We start from the raw sequence: 16,135 nt of genomic DNA on the forward strand, positions 1-16,135 counted from the left end.
GTCAGATGAAATAGGTGTCGATGCCCGATAGCAGCAGGTCATACTGTGCCTCCACGATTTCCTTGATCAGCAGCGCCGGCGTGCCACCGACCACATTGCCCTGGAGCCCCAGCCAGCCCACGGCGTCGTCAGGCCCCAAGCTGACCACATAGCCGAGGTCGCGGTGCAGATACGGCTCAAGTACCGGTAAGAGTCCGCAATGCCTCAAAATGTTCCGCGCCGCCAGCCTGCCCTTGCGCACCGCCGACTGTGCGGTGGCCGAGTTCGATCCGGGACCGGCATAGACCGACTGATCGCCCGCGGCAAATACCTGGGTCAGCAAATGCCCGCCCAGGCGCACCTGGCCAAAGGCATTGACCTGGAGGCGCCGCACCGGGGTCTGTCCGGGGAAGAGGAGAGTCAGCGCCGATGGCAGTTCGGACACCTGACCGCTTTCAGCGTCCTCCACGTGCACCACGCCGTCTTGCTGGCCCCGGAAGTAGGTCCTGGGCAGGTAATCGATACCTTTCAAGCGCATGCGAGAAACAACGTAGCGGCCGAACTCCGGCGCAAACTGCCGCAGCACGCGTGGCTCGGCGTCGATCAGGCGCAGGGGGCCGTTGATCCCGCGCTGGCGCAGAAATGCCGCGATCTCGAACAGGAACTGGATTCCCGTGGCTCCTCCTCCCACCACGGAGATGCCCGCATCGGATGCGCCAGACCGGGCGAGGTGCCGTTCGAGTAGTTCGTAACCGGAATAGCCGCAGAAATCCGCCAGGCTCAGCTCTCCCTCCCGCGTCCCGGGCGGTGGCAGCGCCATTCCCGAGGCCAGCAACAGACAGTCGAACTCCAGAGTCTCGTCCGCAAGCTGCAGGCACCTTTCCACCTGCCAGCGCCGCAAGTCCTCGTCCTCCATCCTGACCTCGGCTTGCACGTGCCGGAAACCCAGTTGCTCGCCCAGATCGGCGAAAGGCACCCGAAACGCCTCAAGGGGCCTTCGAAACGTCTCGTGCAGATGGGTGATCTTGATATGGTGGCTGCGCGGATCCACCAGGGTGATCTCCGCCTCCGGTCGATGCCGACGCAGGCTAACCAGGGCGGCGAGCCCGGCATAGCCGCCTCCAATGATGAGGATACGCGGCGTCTTCGCGCCCGGCACATGAAACGGCAGAAAAGCCATGTCTATTTCCTTCGCCTGATTCCGACAGTTGGGCCCATTCTACCAAGAGCCGGCCGGGCGCGTGGCCCGGAAAATACGCGCTTGAGGTCTCGGCGGCCGCCAAGGCCGTCATAACTTGATTAGCAAACGCACGCAGATACAATGGCCCTCCGCAGCAGCAACCGCCGCCGCCGCCACAAAGCAAGCTTGACCTCGCGTGGGAGCCGCACCGCCCGGTCCCTGGCAGCGGCAGGCAGGGCGATTCGCGCGCCTGAGCGCGGGGCATTTTTTTTCATCATGCAGGTCCGAACTGGTCATGTCCATCGCCGCCGTATCCGTCCATCAACTCGGACGCGTCTTTTGCCGCTCACTGACCAGCGCACTGCTCTACCGCCTCGCGGACCGCGGGCACCTGCTCCTGCGCAGGCCGCCCAGGAAAAAACTGCGGCGGGATGAGTTCTGGGCGCTGCGTGAAATCAGCTTCCAGGTGGAACCCGGTGAGTGCCTTGGCATCATTGGACCCAACGGCGCCGGCAAAAGCACCCTGCTGAAACTGATCAATCGTGAACTGCGGCCCACCACGGGCCAGATCGCGACCCAGGGCAGCATGAAGTCCCTGATTCGCATCGGCGCCGGGCTCCAGCCCATGCTCAGCGGCCGCGAAAACATCTACGTGCAATGTGCCCAACTGGGCCTGAACACGCGCCAGACCGACAGCGTGGTGACGGGCATCGTCGGTTTCGCCGAATTGGAAGAAGCCATCGATGCGCCGGTCAAGACCTATTCCGACGGCATGTACGCCCGGCTGGAATTCGCCATCGCCACCAGCATCCGCACCGATCTGCTACTGGTGGACGAAGTGCTGGCGGTTGGCGACGTGGCTTTTCAGCTGCGGGCGCTGGAACGCCTGAACCGCCTGAAACGGGAAGGCACGGCGATCATTTTTGTCTCGCATTCGGAAATGAATGTCCGACAGGTGGCGGACCGCTGCCTGCTCTTGTTTGCCGGGAGACAGGTGGCCCTGGGTGAACCCGATGCCCTGTTCTACCGATACTACGCCTCCATCGGATACCTGAACCAGGCGCTCAAGCCGCTGGGCGCCGCGCCGCCCTTGCCGGCGGACCTTGCGGATGATGTACGCATAACGACTGCCGGCGTTCAGACGGTCATGGGGCCCGAAGGGCGCGTGCTCAGCGGAGAGCCCTTCGAACTGGCGCTGAGCCTAAACAGCCGGCGCAACATCCAGGCCGCCGAGATCATCCTGCAGTTCTGGAATAGCGCTGGAATCCTGGTGGCCACGGCGAAGCCCGGCATCCCTTCGCGGCTCGGCCTGCCACCAGGGAACCGCGGTGTGCGGGTGAACCTCCGCAGCTTGCCGCTGGCGGCGGGGATTTACCGCGTCAGCGCTAGCCTCAGGGACGGGGACCGGCTGGTGGCGCAAGCGGGGAGACTCGCGGAAATACTGGTCACGGAACCGGGCAATGGTCCGGCGGGTGGGCTGATCGTGCTGGACGCGGAGATCAGGGCCGATGGGTAAGCGCCCTCAACCGGCGACGCAGCGGTTGCGGCCTTCGTGCTTGGCGCGGTAGAGGCAGCGGTCGGCGCGTTCGAATAACTCTTCCAGGCTATCCTCGGACTGATACTCGCTGATGCCGCAGGAAATCGTGATTTGCACCGGCTTTCCTTGCGAGTTGAAGCCGCAGTTCTCCACCTTGGCACGGATGGCGTCAGCCACCTTCAGCGCCGCGCCGCTGTCGGCGCCGGAGAGGATCATGACGAATTCCTCGCCTCCGAGCCGTGCGACAAAGTCGGTTTCGCGGATCGAGGAAGCCAGTTCCTCGCCGATGGTGATCAGCGCCTTGTCCCCGGCGTTGTGGCCGAATCGATCGTTGATGCTCTTGAAGTGGTCGATGTCCCAGACCAGCAGGCAGAACGGGTGTCGAAAGCGCTTCCAACGCGACACCTCCTGTTCGAGACGCTCGTTGTAGGCCAGGCGGTTGGGCAGGCTGGTGAGACAGTCGCGCATGGCCATGCTGTGTTCCACCCGCAGGCGCGTGCGCAGTTCCGCAGTCTCCGACTCCAGATCCTGCAAGCGCCCGGTGAGCTTGTCCATCTCCAGTTCAGCCTCGCGGGCGCGTTCCAGTTCCTGCTCCCGTGCACTGGCCAGGAAGCCCGAGATGACGTCCAGCCTTGAGCTGAGCAGTAGCTTGAGGGAGGCCAGGTCGGTGGCGTTGCTGGTGGTGCTGCGCAGGCTTTCCACATGGTCCACCACCGTGGCATGCATAGTGGCCGAGCCCTCTTCCGCTGCCTTGGTCAGCTCCTGAACACCCACGGTCTGGTGTTCCAGTTCGATCAGTTTGCGGGTGAGTTCCGAGAGAAACTGCTCCAGGGACTTCTGCTCGACCTCCGCGCTGCTCTTGAGCTCCGCCAGGAATTTCACCACGTCCTGCAGCAGATCCATGAAGCCTTCGACGTCGATGTCCCGGCGCAGGCGCGACAGCAGCCGGTTGGCCTGGGACTGCGCCGTCAGGGGCGTATCCACCGCTTCCAGGAGCATGATCAGATTGCGCAGGATGGCGTCGAGATCGATCTTGCGCTCGACCTTTTTCCCGGCGCCGAACAAACGCCCCAGCAGCCCCGGCTTGCCACTCTTGTCTTCGCTGGCTGCGCGCGCGGCGGCGACGCTTTCCAGCAATTTGCCCAAGTCCGCGAAGGCAGCGGCATCGCCACCCAATGCACCTTGTTCTGCGCGCTGACGCCATGCGCTGAGCTGGGTCTGCTCATCGGCACGCAATAACTGCGTGGAGATGAAGTCGAACAGTTTGGCGTAGTCACCCGCGGCAGCATGCGGCTTGGGTTCCTTCGTCGCATCGGCCGTCTGCTTGACGATCTCGAACAGGGCACTGGACACCTCGTCCAGTTCCACCTGCATCGCTTCGCTGAGGGTTCCCTTGCGTACCAGGTTGCGAATCTGGGCGAGCTGCGGCTCGATAGTGGAATCGAGACCTATGGAAGCCGCCGCAACCCGCGAGATAACCCGCACCAGCAGACGTTCCGCCTCCAGCCAGCGGGCCTTGCGCTGCTCCATTTCATCGAGCACCGTCGCGTAACGGTCACGCCAGTAGTTGGCCTCATTCTGCTTTGGGCTGTTCATCAGGCCGCCGATGCGAGTTGACTTCTCTGGGCCGCCAGATGGAGCGTACCAGGAAGCCGGACGTCCATGGCGATGGGAAGATGGTCGGAACAGGCAAAGTCGAGTACCCGCACCCTATCCACCGCCAGGCTCGGGGTCACCAGGATGTGATCCAGCATCTTCCGCGGCCGCCAGCTTGGGAACGTGCCCAGTTCCCACAGGGGCTCGGTAAGCGCCGTCGTACGGGTGAGCAAGCGGATTTCCGGGGAATCGGGACCGCAATTGAGATCACCCATGACCACCACATGCGGCAGGCCCCGTATCAGTTCGGCGACAAACGCCAGCTGCTTTAGGCGGGCACGGCGACTGAGGGCAAGGTGCAAGATGCATAGGTACAGCGCCTCACCCTCGGCACCGCCAAAACACGCCAGCAGCGCCCCCCGGCCAGGCAGGCCAGGCAACTTGTAGTCGTGGATCATCATCGGCCGCACGCGGCTAAGCAGTCCGTTGCTGTGCAGGGCGATATTGCCGATGCGGCGGTTGATCTGGTTGTGCCAGTGCTTGAACCCCGCCCGCTCCGCCAGATACTGGGTCTGAATGACCAATCGGCTGCGGATGCCGCCGCCGTCCACCTCTTGCAGGCCCACGATATCAAAGGGCTTGAGGACTTCAGCGATTCGGTCGAGATTGGCGAAGCGCCGGCTGGAGGGCAGCACATGCCGCCAACTGCCCGTCACGTATTCGCGGTAACTGCCGGTGCTGATGCCGGTCTGGATGTTGAAACTGGCCAAGCGTAAGGTCACGCCCGGCGATTCGATGCACGCTTCGGGGGACTGCGGTTCCAGGGCCGGGAGGCTCATGCAGGCCTCATACTGAAAGCCGCGAACCGCAGCGCATGCCTTTTCGGCCGGCTGTTCGGGGTTCTACTCCGGGGTGGCGCCAAAGGACAAGGCCCGTCCTAATGTCTTGTCGGTGCAAGGGTGTTTGCCTAGCAAAGTAAGAATCCGGAGCACGGCAGCCATTCGCAATGCCGCAAAGCGCACGATCAAACCCTGTCGCGATCAACCGCGCCCTGTGCCCCCTCAAGCCTCGCCCCGCCGGCATACCGGCCCGGGCCCGAGGCCACACAGAGGATAATGATGGGTTAAAACGTCACAAATGCAAGCGTGTACTTACTTAGCCGGCTTGCTCGTCGACTCTTTCGCGATCAGGGATTTGGTAACCTCGATCATGTTGGCGAAGGTCTTGGCCTGGGAGCCACTGACCCGGTACTTGCCATTGACGATCAGGCTGGGCGTGCCCGTCACGCCGTAACGCGCCGCCATGTTTTCCGCCTGGCGCATCTTGGTATCCACCGCAAAGGATTTATACGCCTTGTGGAAGTCGGCCTCCTTTACGCCGTGCTCGGCGAAGAACTTCGCCAAGTCCGCCTCGCTCTCCAGCGCCATCTTCTTGTTCTGGATCGCGTCATAGAAATCCGCATGCATCTTGTCCAGCACGCCCAGGGCCTCGGCGGTAAAAAACGCCTTGGCGTGGGCCGCCCAATGGGCATTGAACACCGCAGGCTGGCGAATGAAAACCACGTTGTCCGGTTTGGTCTTGAGCCAGGCGTTCAGGTCCGGCTCGAAGTGATAGCAATGCGGGCATCCGTACCAGAAAAACTCGATGACCTCCACCTTGGACGGATCCGAGGTCGGCTGCGGCGGGCTGACCAGTTCGTAGCCCTCGCCCCCTTTGTCGGCGGCAGCCTCGGACTTGGGCGCAGCATGGCCTGCGATGGAAACGGCCAACAACAGGAACACGCTGAGGATCGAGTTAAGCATCCATTTTCTCCTTGGGAATATCGGGTTTTGTGGGGGGCCAGGTGGCCCCCGCGCACTGGAGCGGTGACTTTACAGCCCCGATGCGTATTCGGCAACGGCGTTGATTTCGTCCTCGCTCAGGCGTGACGCGATGGTACGCATGATCTGGTTGGGATCGTTAGCACGCTCACCGCTTTTGTAGTCATGCAGCGTCTTGCTGATATAGGAAGCATACTGACCCGCCAATACGGGATAGACCGCGTTCGGATTGCCGGCACCGCTGGGTCCGTGACAGCCACTGCAGGCCGGCGTGCCCTTCGCGGCGTTGCCGGCCCGGTAGATCTTTTCGCCCAGTTCCGATTTTTCGCCCTTCTCGGGCGTGATCTTCTGCTTGGCATAGAAGGCGCTCAGGTCGGCGATGTCGGCATCGCTGAGGGACGCGGCCATGGCGGTCATGGTGGGATCATCGCGCTTTTTCGACTTGAAGTCGTGCAACTGCTTGGCCAGGAAAGAGGCATGCTGGCCCGCGAGCTTCGGAAACATAGGAGCCGGCGCGTTGCCGTCCTCGCCGTGGCAGCCGGAACACCCCTCCGCCTTGGCCTTGCCGGCGCCCGCGTCACCGCCCTCAGCGTAAGCAGTTCCGAACAGCGCCAGGGAAACAAATGACCCGATTATTAGGTTTCTTATCATTCTTCGACTTCCTCTCGTGGGGTGTGGCCTGTCCGCTGTTCCGGCTCGCCGGAGGCCGATCGGTAAGGCCGCTTCAACCGTTCAATGAAATACGGGTACACTAGAAAAGTCAACCCGACTCTACCCGCCCATGAATCCTCTCTACCACCGCACCCACTATCTCCTCAGCGCCTTGCGCCTTGAAGACGCGCCGCCCGACGAGGGGCGGGAGGTCGCTTTCGCCGGCCGCTCCAACGCCGGCAAGTCCAGCGCCATCAACACCATCGCCCAACAGAAAGCGCTGGCCCGCATCAGCAAGACGCCGGGCCGCACCCAAATGTTGAACTTCTTTGTGGTGGATGGACAGCGCCGACTGGTGGATCTGCCCGGCTACGGCTATGCCAAGGTGCCCGACGCCGTGCAGAAGAACTGGCGGCGCGCCATGGAAACCTACTTCCAGGAACGGCGCTCCCTGCGCGGCGTCTTCCTGCTCATGGACATCCGACACCCGCTCACCGACTTTGACCGGCAGATGATCGATTGGTGCCAGCATTGCGAACTGCCCTTGCACATCGCCCTGACCAAGGCCGACAAGCTGAGCCGTGGCGCGGCCAGCGGAGTCCTGCAGCAGGTGCGCGGACGGCTCAAGCTGGAAGCCGGCGGCATGGAGGTTTCATTGCAATTATTTTCGTCACTGGCGAAACAGGGCGTGGACCAAGCGCACGCGGTACTCGACCGCTGGCTCTTGGACGATACGGAAGAGACAAGCTGATCCCGTCAGTCAGACTCGGCAGCGCGAAGAAACAGTGCAAAAAAGCTCCGAAGCCAAGGTCGGCTCCGGAGTTCTAGGATCCCGGCTGGGGTGGCCGGGTTGTACAGAACTACCCACAAGGGAGTGATGGGTAGCGGGCGCCGTTCCCGGCACTTACCCCTAAGACCGGCCTTAGGCGCGAAAGTTCAACCCTCAGCCAAGCCGCCGGAGCGCGGCCTACGTGGATTTGGGCGCGTCACGCGGTTCTGTCACCAGCACGCGGCCTACCCCGGGAGGCAACTCGTAATCGAATGGCGTAGGCAGGAACCCCATGGGCCACTGCGGAGAAACGTCCGCCAATGGCGCGCCGCCCTGGACATAGCGGTATAGGTCGTCGATCCAGCAATGCTGGCGGTTCCAGACGTCCTTGTTGAGGATCACCAGGGCTTCCTGTCCAACCTGTTCCGAGCATTTCCACATGAGCAGCACGGCGGGATTGGAGGTGGGCCAGATCTCGGTGACGCTCTCCTGCTGAAACACGGGATGTCCCGCCTTGACCTGGTTGACCTGGCGGATGAAGCCGGTGAGGTCGGCGCCGCCCTCCTCCCAGTCGCCCGGGCGAGTTTGCACCACGTGTAAAGGCTTGCGGAAGCCGAATTCAAAGCCCATGGGCATCATCACGCCGGCCGAGAACAGCGCCGCGAACAGATAGCGCTGCTCCATGGCGGCCACGTTTCCGTGCACCTCATCGAACAGCCTGGGCGTATCATGGCTCTCCGGGAAACTGATGGAGGGCGAGACCGAGCGGGTGAGGTGGTATTGCTCCAACAGCCAGGGGCTGTCGAAATCCCACCATTTGGAGCTGTTGAAGATGGCGTCGAAACCGGCCTGCGCAGTCTGTCGCGTCTGTTCGGGGGAGCAGCCCAGCGTCTCGGCGAAGAACAGGGCGTCGGGATAGTCGCGTTTCACCGACCGGATCAACTGCCGCCAGGTGTCAGTGGGCAGTTGATAGGCGGCATCGCAGCGGAACCCGCGAAAGCCCAGATCCAGCAGGTACTGCAGAATCTGCCGACAGTACTGCAGCAGGCCATCCCGGTCGCGGCCGTGTTGGTGGTCGAACTGGGCCAGATCCTTCCACACTACCTTTTCGCCGTCATGGATGCAGAAAGGGTGCGCGGCCTTGCCGCCTTCCTGAACGAACCACTCGGGATGCTGCTTGACCAAGTCGGAGTCGTAGGCACAGTGGTTGATCACCAGATCGATCATGACGCGCAGGCCGAGCTTTTGGGCTTGACCGATCATTTCCCGGCACTGGTCCTCCGGGGACTGGCCGCCGCGGGAGCACAGCGCCGGATTGAGCGCGAAATAATCCTTGATGGAATACAGGCTGCCCGAGCGCCCCAGTTTCTGGATCGGGTTGACGAACAGCCAGTCGAATCCCAGGTCGGCGGCGCGCGCCATGTGCGGCTGCCAATCCTTGAAAGGCCCGGCGAGCAGTGGAAACAGGTTGTAGATGCGCATTGAGAGAATCGGCCTTGTCGAAAAGTGCGCGCAAGATCCCGCCGCAAGCCGCGGGCGCTACTTGCTGCGGATCATGTCGTAGATGTTGACATAGTCCGCACCCGGGTGATTCCAGGAATAATCGCAGCGCATGGCGTTCTTCATCAGTTCCCGGAAGTGCTCCGGATATTCGTAATAGCAACTGATGGCCCGCCCCAGGGCAGACTCCAGTCCCGCCTCGTCGTAGTCGCGGAACACGTACCCGTTGCGCTCATGCAAGGGCCGGTGCGAGAAGTCCTTGTCGAATACCGTGTCGGCCAGGCCGCCCACCTCCCGCACCACCGGGATGGTTCCATAACGCAGGGCAATGAGCTGCGTGAGCCCGCAGGGCTCGAAGCGGCTGGGCACCAGTACCATGTCGGCGCCCGCGTAAATCAGATGCGACAGTTCCTCGTTGAAGCCGATCTCGATATGGCAGTCCGGATTGTCATTGAGCTGATGTTTCAGGCTCCAGAAATAGTTGTTGATCTGGCCATCCGGGCTGGACCCCAGCAACACGAATTGCCCGCCCCGTTGCAGGGTATAGAAGATGGCGTGGCGAATGAGCTCCAGCCCCTTCTGCGGGTCGAGACGGCCGACGAAGGCGACGATGGGCTTCTCGCTGTCGGCGATCATCAGCCGGTCGCGCAGGGCCTTCTTGTTGTGGTACTTGTCCTCGAGGGTGTCGACGCTGTAATGCACCGGTATGTGGTGATCCAGCTCCGGATTCCAGAAGGAATAGTCGATGCCGTTGACCACGCCGCCGTATTTCACGTGGTGGATGTGCAGGCTGGGCTCCAGCCCGAAACCCTGGCCCTGGTCCTTGGCCTCGAAGGCATGGCGCGGCGAGACGGTGGTGACGAAATTGGCGTAGACCACCCCGGCCTTCATCAGGTTCAAGGCATGCGGATTGTGGTTGTCACGCAGGCGGTCGTAGTGGAAATAGTATTCCGGCCGGTTCAGGCCGGTGGCATGCAGCACTTGCGCGCCGGTCACGCCCTGATGCTTGAAGTTGTGGATGGTGAAGCACACCCTGGGGTGCCACATGCCCATGTGCTGGTAGATCTCATAGAGAAATACCGGCGCGAGGGCTGTCTGCCAGTCGTGGCAATGGATGATGTCCGGGGTCTTGCCGGACTGCCACAGGAACTCCATGGCCGCGCGCGTGAAGAAGGCGAAGCGCATGACATCGTCATTGAAGCCGTAGATGCAGCCGCGGTTGAAGAAATTGTCGCCCGAGTGCGGCTCGATGAAGAAGCACTTGCGACCGTGCACGAAACCGAAGAATACCGAGCAGTGGATGGCTCCGCCGTACCAAGGCACCCACAGGTCGTCGAAGGTCTGACAGAGACCCCAGATGTGGTCGTAGCGCATGCAATCGTACTTGGGGAGGATGACCTCCACATGGTTGCCGCGGATCTCCAATTCGTTGGACAGACCGAACACCACGTCCGCCAGGCCGCCCACCTTGGCCACCGGCGCCAGTTCCGGAGTGATCTGCACGATGAACAAGGACGGCCGCGATGGCTGGGGCTGATACTCCTGATAGACCTGCTCGGGCTCGGGCTCATAGGCCGGTTCGGACATGGACAGGCCATCCCAGTCGTTGGCCGGTGGATACGGGGTGACCGGCGGCAGCGAGTGCTGCTCCGCCGGCGCCGGCAGCACCTCTTCGGTGAGGCTCTCGGGCCGCATGTCCACCTCAGGCAGGGCTCCCTGGCCGGCCATGAAGCGCAGCTCCGCCGGAATCGTCGCGCCCAGCGGCGCCTCGGCAGGCGGAACCGAGAGCACGGATTGTGGCCCGGATTCTGACGGCTTGCTTGACGAAGCGCCACCTGTCGCGCCGGTTGGAGCCTTCGCCGCCTTTCCGGAACTGCTCCGCGCCGGCGCCTTGCCCGGCGGCGTAGCTTGCGCCGCCCCCGCCCCCGCCGCCGGGCCGGCAGCCTTCTCCGCCTTCGCGTCTTCGGGCTTTGCCGCAGCCACTGAGGCATTTGCCACAGCGGTACCGCCGGACGCCTCCCGCCGGGTTGCCGAAGGATTGGCCTCCGGCTGTGTCGGTGCCGCGGGGTTAGGCACGCTGGCCGATTGCTTTTCGGGGCCGGTCTTTACGACGGGCGTATCGGCAGCGGCAATGCCCCCCCCCGCCGATTCGGCTTTGGCCTGCGTGGGCGCCTGCTTGCCGGGCGCCGCGGCCTTGCGGGTTGATGGGGTTTTCCGGGGCTTGTCCGAGGGAGTCTTGGCCATGGCGCATTCAGTCCTGAGTGGCGGGAAGGAAAGCAAGATTGCGCCGGTAGTGTAAGTCATCGTGCGGTACCTGAAAACGATCCCTTGACGGTGCCGCGAACTTTGAACTCGGCCCGATCTCTTGCGCCACGCCGCATGGGGGCGCGTCAGGACGGGCTTTCCCGAGGGTGCAAGGGACCGGCGAATCGCGATACAATCGCAGCCGGGCACGCTTTGTGCGTCGAAATTCAAACGCTTTTTCCACCCTGAATCCGAATCACAGCGTGCAGGAGCCTTCCTGATGTTCCAATCCCGTCCTCGCGGCAGCGGACCCGCCTTGCCCGCCTGGTGCCTTTCCTTCACCCTGGCGATGACCTGCTTCGCGCTGGCCGGCTGTGCCGAAGTCAAGCCGTGGGAGCGCGGCCATCTCGCCAAGCCCCAGATGGCCATGGAACCCTACCCGGAACAGGCGGCCCTGCGCGCTCATACCTATGGCGGCCGAGAGGCCGCAACCGGCGGTCAATCCACCAGCGGCGGCGGCTGCGGCTGTTACTGAAGCCAGATTTCGCGCCATGAATAAGCACCGATTGCACCGCGGACTGCTGCGCCGTTTGGCCTGTCTGCTCAAGGCCCGCAAGCGGGAGGCCAGAAAGTACGCAACAGGCGGCGAAAGCGCGCCTCTGCGCGCCCTCACCGCCGCGGCCCTGGCTCTGCCCGGCCTCTCGCCCGCCACCGCGCAAGCGGCGCCCGGCGATGAGGCCGGCTTCCAGTACGGCCATTACACCGAAGGTCAGCGCCAGCTCTACCTGGGCACCCGCAGCAAGTACAACCCCATCCAGGTGGATACCTTGCTGGGCAGCGGCAAACTCACGCTGATGGACCGCTGGAAATTCGCCTTCCATTACGTGCAGGACACCTGGTCCGGGGCCACGCCCATCGCCACAGCGCCCCTGGCTTTCGGCGGCAACCATCAGACCGTCAGCGGCGCCTCGCCCTATCTGCAGGGGAAAGGCGTCCTGCGCTACGACCGCAGTTTCAACACCTACCGGCGCAACGAAACCACCGGCGATTACGTCAAGGACAACCGGCTGGTGCACACACTGTCGGCGGCTTCTCCGGAAACGCGCATGCAGGGCGACTTCCGCCTGGGTTATGAATGGGACGAGTCGGCATTCAACCTGGGGGGCGGCGTCTCCAACGAGCCGGACTATTACTCCAACTTCGTCAATACGGACGCGCGCTGGGACTTCAATCAGAAGCTCACCAGCGTGGACCTGGGGCTGAGCTACACCAACAGCGAGATCAACGCGAAACTGAACCCCGAGGCCAGCCAATACTTCGACTACTCCTCCTATACCAAGCAGATCGATGTCATTCCGGGACCGGACGCGACACCGACGCGCATCATCAACGGACTGCGCCAGGATTGGAGCACGCGGCTGGGAGTGAGCCAGGTGCTGAACAAGGATGCGGTCCTGGCGGGCGGGATGAGCTACACCCGCAGCACAGGCTACCTGGCCAATCCTTACAAGATGGTCGAATTCATCTTCGTCGATCCGAACCAGACGCCGGAGGATGCGGGAACGCCAGGGATTCCGCCGCTGCTGGTGCCCCAGGTGCAAGCGGTGATGGAACGGCGGCCGGACGAGCGCAACCAGTTCAGCTGGGACGCGCGTTACGTGCAGTTCATCGAGAGCCTGGATGCCGCCGTGCACCTGGACTATCGCTTCTTCCACGATGACTGGGGCATCAACGCGCACACCTTCGAGGCCGACTGGGTGCAGCCCGTAGGCGACGGCTGGACCGTCACCCCGCGGTTCCGTTATTACTCCCAGGACGAGGCGGATTTCTACCAGCCCTACTGGCTGTTCAAGAACGCCGAGCCCACCTTCAGCAACGGCAAAATCGATCTCTCCAAGGTTCCCGTCAGCAATTATTCCAGCGATCACCGGCTCTCCGGCTATGGCGCCATCGGCACCGGTATCAGCGTCAGCAAGGCCATCGGCAAGGCCATCCAACTGCAGGGCAGCTTTGAATACTACACCCACGCGGGCGGCCTGAAGCTGGGAGGCGGCGGCGAGGATTCCTACGCCAACTTCAACTTCTACCAATTCAACGCCGGCATCAAGGTGGACCTCTCCGCCCCGTCTTTGATGGGCGATCTGGGCCTGTCCGAGCATGCGGGCCATGAAGGCCACCATCACGAGCATCACGCCCATGGCGCGCCCCTGCCCGCCGGCGTCATGTTCGGCCACATGATGGAGCAATCCGGACAGACCATGGTGGGCTACCGCTTCATGTGGAGCCTTCAGGACGGGGACATCCTGCACGGATCAAACCCGGTCAGCGACGCCACCGTCATCGACCAGGGCTGCGGCGGCAGGCAGAAATGCAGCCTGCTGCCCAAAGACATGAGCATGTACATGCACATGCTGGACATCATGTACGCCCCCACCGACTGGCTGAACCTCATGCTGATGCCGCAGTTCATGGACATGGACATGAACCTGCGCCAGCCACCGGGCGCGCCGCCGCCCCCCAGCGAGGGTGGCCACAACCACGGCGGCAACCCGCACCACGCCACCGGCGGCGTCGGCGATGTGGGCCTGTACGCCCTGTTCAAGCTGTTCACCTTTCAGCACCATCACATGCACGCCACCCTGGGCCTCAGCGCGCCCACCGGGGCAGTTGACCTGAAGCTGGTGAGCGGCGACTATGAGCACTACGGCATGCAGTTGGGCAGCGGCACCTGGGACTTTAAGCCCAGCTTGACCTACACCGGGCAATGGGATGACTGGTCCTGGGGCGGGCAGCTCAGCGGAACACACCGGATGGAATCGGAGAACGAGGTCGGCTTCGCCTTCGGCGACATCTTCCAGGCCAGCCTGTGGGGCAGCTACAAGTTCATGGACTGGCTCTCCGGCTCCGTCCGCGGCATCTACACAGCGCAGGGCGCCATCAATGGCCGTTACAAGGCGCCGCATCAGATCGTCGGCCCCATGGACATGCCCAACAGTTACGGCGGGCGTTACTGGGATCTGGGCATGGGCCTCAGCGCGGTGGTGCCCAGCGGCACCTTCAAGGGCAATACCTTGTCGGTGGAATGGGTGCAGCCCTTGCAGGATGACGTAAACGGCTACCAATTGGAGCGCGATGGCGCCTTGAACGCCACCTGGAGCATCGCATTCTGATCTGCACCCGCTCAGCTTCGCGCCGACTGAGCAGACTTTGACTGCCTTCCGACGGCAAGGCTGGCGTGAGACCGCGACTGACCACCCGGCTCTGGCGTACCTAGCCAGGCCCATCCAACACCGGGAGCAAGACCCGAAGGAGTTCGCCATGCAATTCTTCCCCACTCCGGCACGGTTGGCCCTGGCGGTCAGCGCGTGCATCGCCGGCACGGCCCAGGCCAACGCCATTCCCCCCGAACTAGAGGAACTCCTCAGCGGGAAGAACTACATTATCCAGTGGGACGGGGAGTCCATCGCGGATGTGACCGTGTCGGGCAACAGTGGCTCGGGCGAACACAGCGGACAGACCGACAACACCTTGACCGCCACCTATTTGCCGCTGGACCCCGCGCAGGTGCCCGCGGAATACCGGTCCCTGCCGCCGGGATCGCTGAGCCGCATCCAGTTGCCCATGGGCTTCATGGGCATGGAGCTGGGCGGCAAGTTCGTCATCGACCTGCCGTCCGGCCGCTACGAATTCACCAAGGACAACGAATACCCGCATCCCGGTGGCATGACCTGGGTCGGCAAGCTGAGCGAGGACGATTCGTTCCGGATGATGGTGACCTCGGGCGAAAACGGGACGATGACCGGCTCGATCAAGACACCGGATGGCGAATACCTGCTGGAAGCCTACGAAGGCGAGACCTGGATGCTGGACGCCAGCCGCGCCGGCCTGCAGCAACCCGCGTTTCCCCCGGATGCGTTCAGCGTCGGTGGCGGCATCATGGCCGATGCCACCGGCGAAGGCGGCGCCTACCAGACCGATCCGCCACCCGCCATGCCTTTATCCGGCGTAAGCCAGGACGGCAGCCACGCCGGGTCCGGCGCGCGCCCCTCCTACGCGGGCGCCGTCGCCACCACCGGCAGCGCCAGCAGCACCACCACGACCGTTACGGCGACGGCCGCAACCAACACCGTGGATGTGCTGGTCTTGTACACGCAGAACTTCGCCAGCAAAGTCGGGGCGACAACGCGCATCAACTACCTGTTCGCGGTCGCCAACCAGGCTTACAAAGACAGCGGCGTGCCGGTAAGGCTACGGCCCGTGTTCACGCAGAAGACCAGTTTTCCTGAAACCAGTCTCAACGAGCAGGCCCTGCAGAACATGACTTTTGGGTGGGCCGCCTTCACCGGCAGCAATATCAAGACCCTGCGGGACAAGTACGGCGCCGACCTGGTGACCCTGCTGCGGCCTTTCAGGTACGCACAACAAGCTTCCTGCGGCACTTCCTGGATCACCCAATTCGGGACCCCATCCACCTACGGTTACTCGGTGGTCTCGGACGGGACCGACGGCATGTACTACTGCCACGATCTCAGCTTCGTGCACGAGATCGGCCACAACCTGGGCCAGACGCACGAGCGGGCCAACGCGGGCGGCGGCATGGGCTACCATGCCTACTCCTACGGCTGGGGCGTCGACGGCCTGTTCGGCACCGTCATGAGCTATATCAACCCGAAGGTAGGCAAGTTTGCCGGCCCCAAGTTGACGTGTCCGGGAAACCGGCCCTGCGGCTATCCTGAAACGGACCGCTACCGCGCCTCCGATCAGGTGAAATCCATGTCGCTGGTTGCGCCCATCGTGGCCAAGTTCAAGCCGACCCTGGTCAAATAAGCTCCGAAATGCCCGGCGCGCCTTCGGGCGCG

Annotated in this window: 12 protein-coding genes; 5 read left to right on the forward strand and 7 right to left on the reverse strand. The window is 63.1% G+C overall.

The window, feature by feature from the left end:
- Position 1 precedes the first annotated feature (1 nt).
- Complete coding sequence (locus tag EK23_RS11460) at positions 2-1,159, reverse strand: NAD(P)/FAD-dependent oxidoreductase (protein ID WP_045225492.1); 1,158 nt, start codon at positions 1,157-1,159, stop codon at positions 2-4.
- 295 nt (positions 1,160-1,454) lie between these two features.
- On the opposite strand from EK23_RS11460, the gene EK23_RS21755 reads away from it, so the two are divergent.
- The gene (locus EK23_RS21755; RefSeq protein ID WP_052808129.1) at positions 1,455-2,675 is read left to right on the forward strand and encodes an ABC transporter ATP-binding protein; all 1,221 of its coding nucleotides are present in this window, start codon (positions 1,455-1,457) and stop codon (positions 2,673-2,675) included.
- A gap of 6 nt (positions 2,676-2,681) precedes the next feature.
- On the opposite strand, the gene EK23_RS21760 is transcribed toward EK23_RS21755, so the two are convergent.
- From EK23_RS21760 to EK23_RS11485, 4 genes are all read right to left on the reverse strand, one after another.
- Positions 2,682-4,292, reverse strand: a complete 1,611-nt coding sequence (locus tag EK23_RS21760) for a GGDEF domain-containing protein (protein ID WP_052808130.1) — start codon at positions 4,290-4,292, stop codon at positions 2,682-2,684.
- Entirely contained in the window at positions 4,292-5,131 is an 840-nt protein-coding gene (locus EK23_RS11475) for an endonuclease/exonuclease/phosphatase family protein (RefSeq protein WP_082054128.1), read from the reverse strand. The genes EK23_RS21760 and EK23_RS11475 overlap by 1 nt, the downstream gene beginning before the upstream one ends.
- 312 nt (positions 5,132-5,443) lie before the next feature.
- Positions 5,444-6,094, reverse strand: a complete 651-nt coding sequence (locus EK23_RS11480) for a thiol:disulfide interchange protein DsbA/DsbL (RefSeq protein WP_045225493.1) — start codon at positions 6,092-6,094, stop codon at positions 5,444-5,446.
- A gap of 69 nt (positions 6,095-6,163) precedes the next feature.
- Entirely contained in the window at positions 6,164-6,763 is a 600-nt protein-coding gene (locus EK23_RS11485; protein ID WP_045225494.1) for a c-type cytochrome, read from the reverse strand.
- Between the two features lie 130 nt (positions 6,764-6,893).
- Here EK23_RS11485 and yihA point away from each other — a divergent pair, with 130 nt between their 5' ends.
- Positions 6,894-7,514, forward strand: a complete 621-nt coding sequence (gene yihA, locus EK23_RS11490; protein WP_045225495.1) for a ribosome biogenesis GTP-binding protein YihA/YsxC — start codon at positions 6,894-6,896, stop codon at positions 7,512-7,514.
- Positions 7,515-7,730: 216 nt separating this feature from the next.
- On the opposite strand, the gene EK23_RS11495 is transcribed toward yihA, so the two are convergent.
- The gene (locus EK23_RS11495; RefSeq protein ID WP_045225496.1) at positions 7,731-9,014 is read right to left on the reverse strand and encodes an alpha-amylase family glycosyl hydrolase; all 1,284 of its coding nucleotides are present in this window, start codon (positions 9,012-9,014) and stop codon (positions 7,731-7,733) included.
- A gap of 57 nt (positions 9,015-9,071) precedes the next feature.
- On the reverse strand, positions 9,072-11,276 hold the full coding sequence (locus tag EK23_RS11500) for a glycogen synthase (RefSeq protein ID WP_235282022.1): 2,205 nt from the start codon (positions 11,274-11,276) through the stop codon (positions 9,072-9,074).
- A gap of 280 nt (positions 11,277-11,556) precedes the next feature.
- On the opposite strand from EK23_RS11500, the gene EK23_RS11505 reads away from it, so the two are divergent.
- The 3 genes from EK23_RS11505 to EK23_RS21765 all read left to right on the forward strand — a co-directional run bounded on the left by EK23_RS11505 (position 11,557) and on the right by EK23_RS21765 (position 16,103).
- Positions 11,557-11,811 (forward strand): DUF4266 domain-containing protein, encoded by a 255-nt coding sequence (locus EK23_RS11505; RefSeq protein ID WP_082054129.1) that lies wholly within the window; start codon positions 11,557-11,559, stop codon positions 11,809-11,811.
- A 16-nt stretch (positions 11,812-11,827) separates the two neighbouring features.
- Positions 11,828-14,446 (forward strand): DUF3570 domain-containing protein, encoded by a 2,619-nt coding sequence (locus tag EK23_RS11510; RefSeq protein ID WP_082054130.1) that lies wholly within the window; start codon positions 11,828-11,830, stop codon positions 14,444-14,446.
- Between the two features lie 148 nt (positions 14,447-14,594).
- Entirely contained in the window at positions 14,595-16,103 is a 1,509-nt protein-coding gene (locus EK23_RS21765; RefSeq protein ID WP_052808131.1) for a reprolysin-like metallopeptidase, read from the forward strand.
- Positions 16,104-16,135 lie beyond the last annotated feature (32 nt).

The sequence above is a fragment of the Methyloterricola oryzae genome (assembly GCF_000934725.1).
Taxonomy (GTDB): Bacteria; Pseudomonadota; Gammaproteobacteria; order Methylococcales; family Methylococcaceae; genus Methyloterricola; species Methyloterricola oryzae.

Coding starts and splice junctions, on each gene's coding strand:
- EK23_RS11510 (WP_082054130.1), top strand. CDS start 11,828: ATGAATAAGCACCGATTGCACCGCGGACTGCTGCGCCGTTTGGCCTGT.
- EK23_RS11500 (WP_235282022.1), bottom strand. CDS start 11,276: ATGGCCAAGACTCCCTCGGACAAGCCCCGGAAAACCCCATCAACCCGC.
- EK23_RS21755 (WP_052808129.1), top strand. CDS start 1,455: ATGTCCATCGCCGCCGTATCCGTCCATCAACTCGGACGCGTCTTTTGC.
- EK23_RS11485 (WP_045225494.1), bottom strand. CDS start 6,763: ATGATAAGAAACCTAATAATCGGGTCATTTGTTTCCCTGGCGCTGTTC.
- EK23_RS11505 (WP_082054129.1), top strand. CDS start 11,557: ATGTTCCAATCCCGTCCTCGCGGCAGCGGACCCGCCTTGCCCGCCTGG.
- yihA (WP_045225495.1), top strand. CDS start 6,894: ATGAATCCTCTCTACCACCGCACCCACTATCTCCTCAGCGCCTTGCGC.
- EK23_RS11460 (WP_045225492.1), bottom strand. CDS start 1,159: ATGGCTTTTCTGCCGTTTCATGTGCCGGGCGCGAAGACGCCGCGTATC.
- EK23_RS21765 (WP_052808131.1), top strand. CDS start 14,595: ATGCAATTCTTCCCCACTCCGGCACGGTTGGCCCTGGCGGTCAGCGCG.
- EK23_RS21760 (WP_052808130.1), bottom strand. CDS start 4,292: ATGAACAGCCCAAAGCAGAATGAGGCCAACTACTGGCGTGACCGTTAC.
- EK23_RS11495 (WP_045225496.1), bottom strand. CDS start 9,014: ATGCGCATCTACAACCTGTTTCCACTGCTCGCCGGGCCTTTCAAGGAT.
- EK23_RS11480 (WP_045225493.1), bottom strand. CDS start 6,094: ATGCTTAACTCGATCCTCAGCGTGTTCCTGTTGTTGGCCGTTTCCATC.
- EK23_RS11475 (WP_082054128.1), bottom strand. CDS start 5,131: ATGAGCCTCCCGGCCCTGGAACCGCAGTCCCCCGAAGCGTGCATCGAA.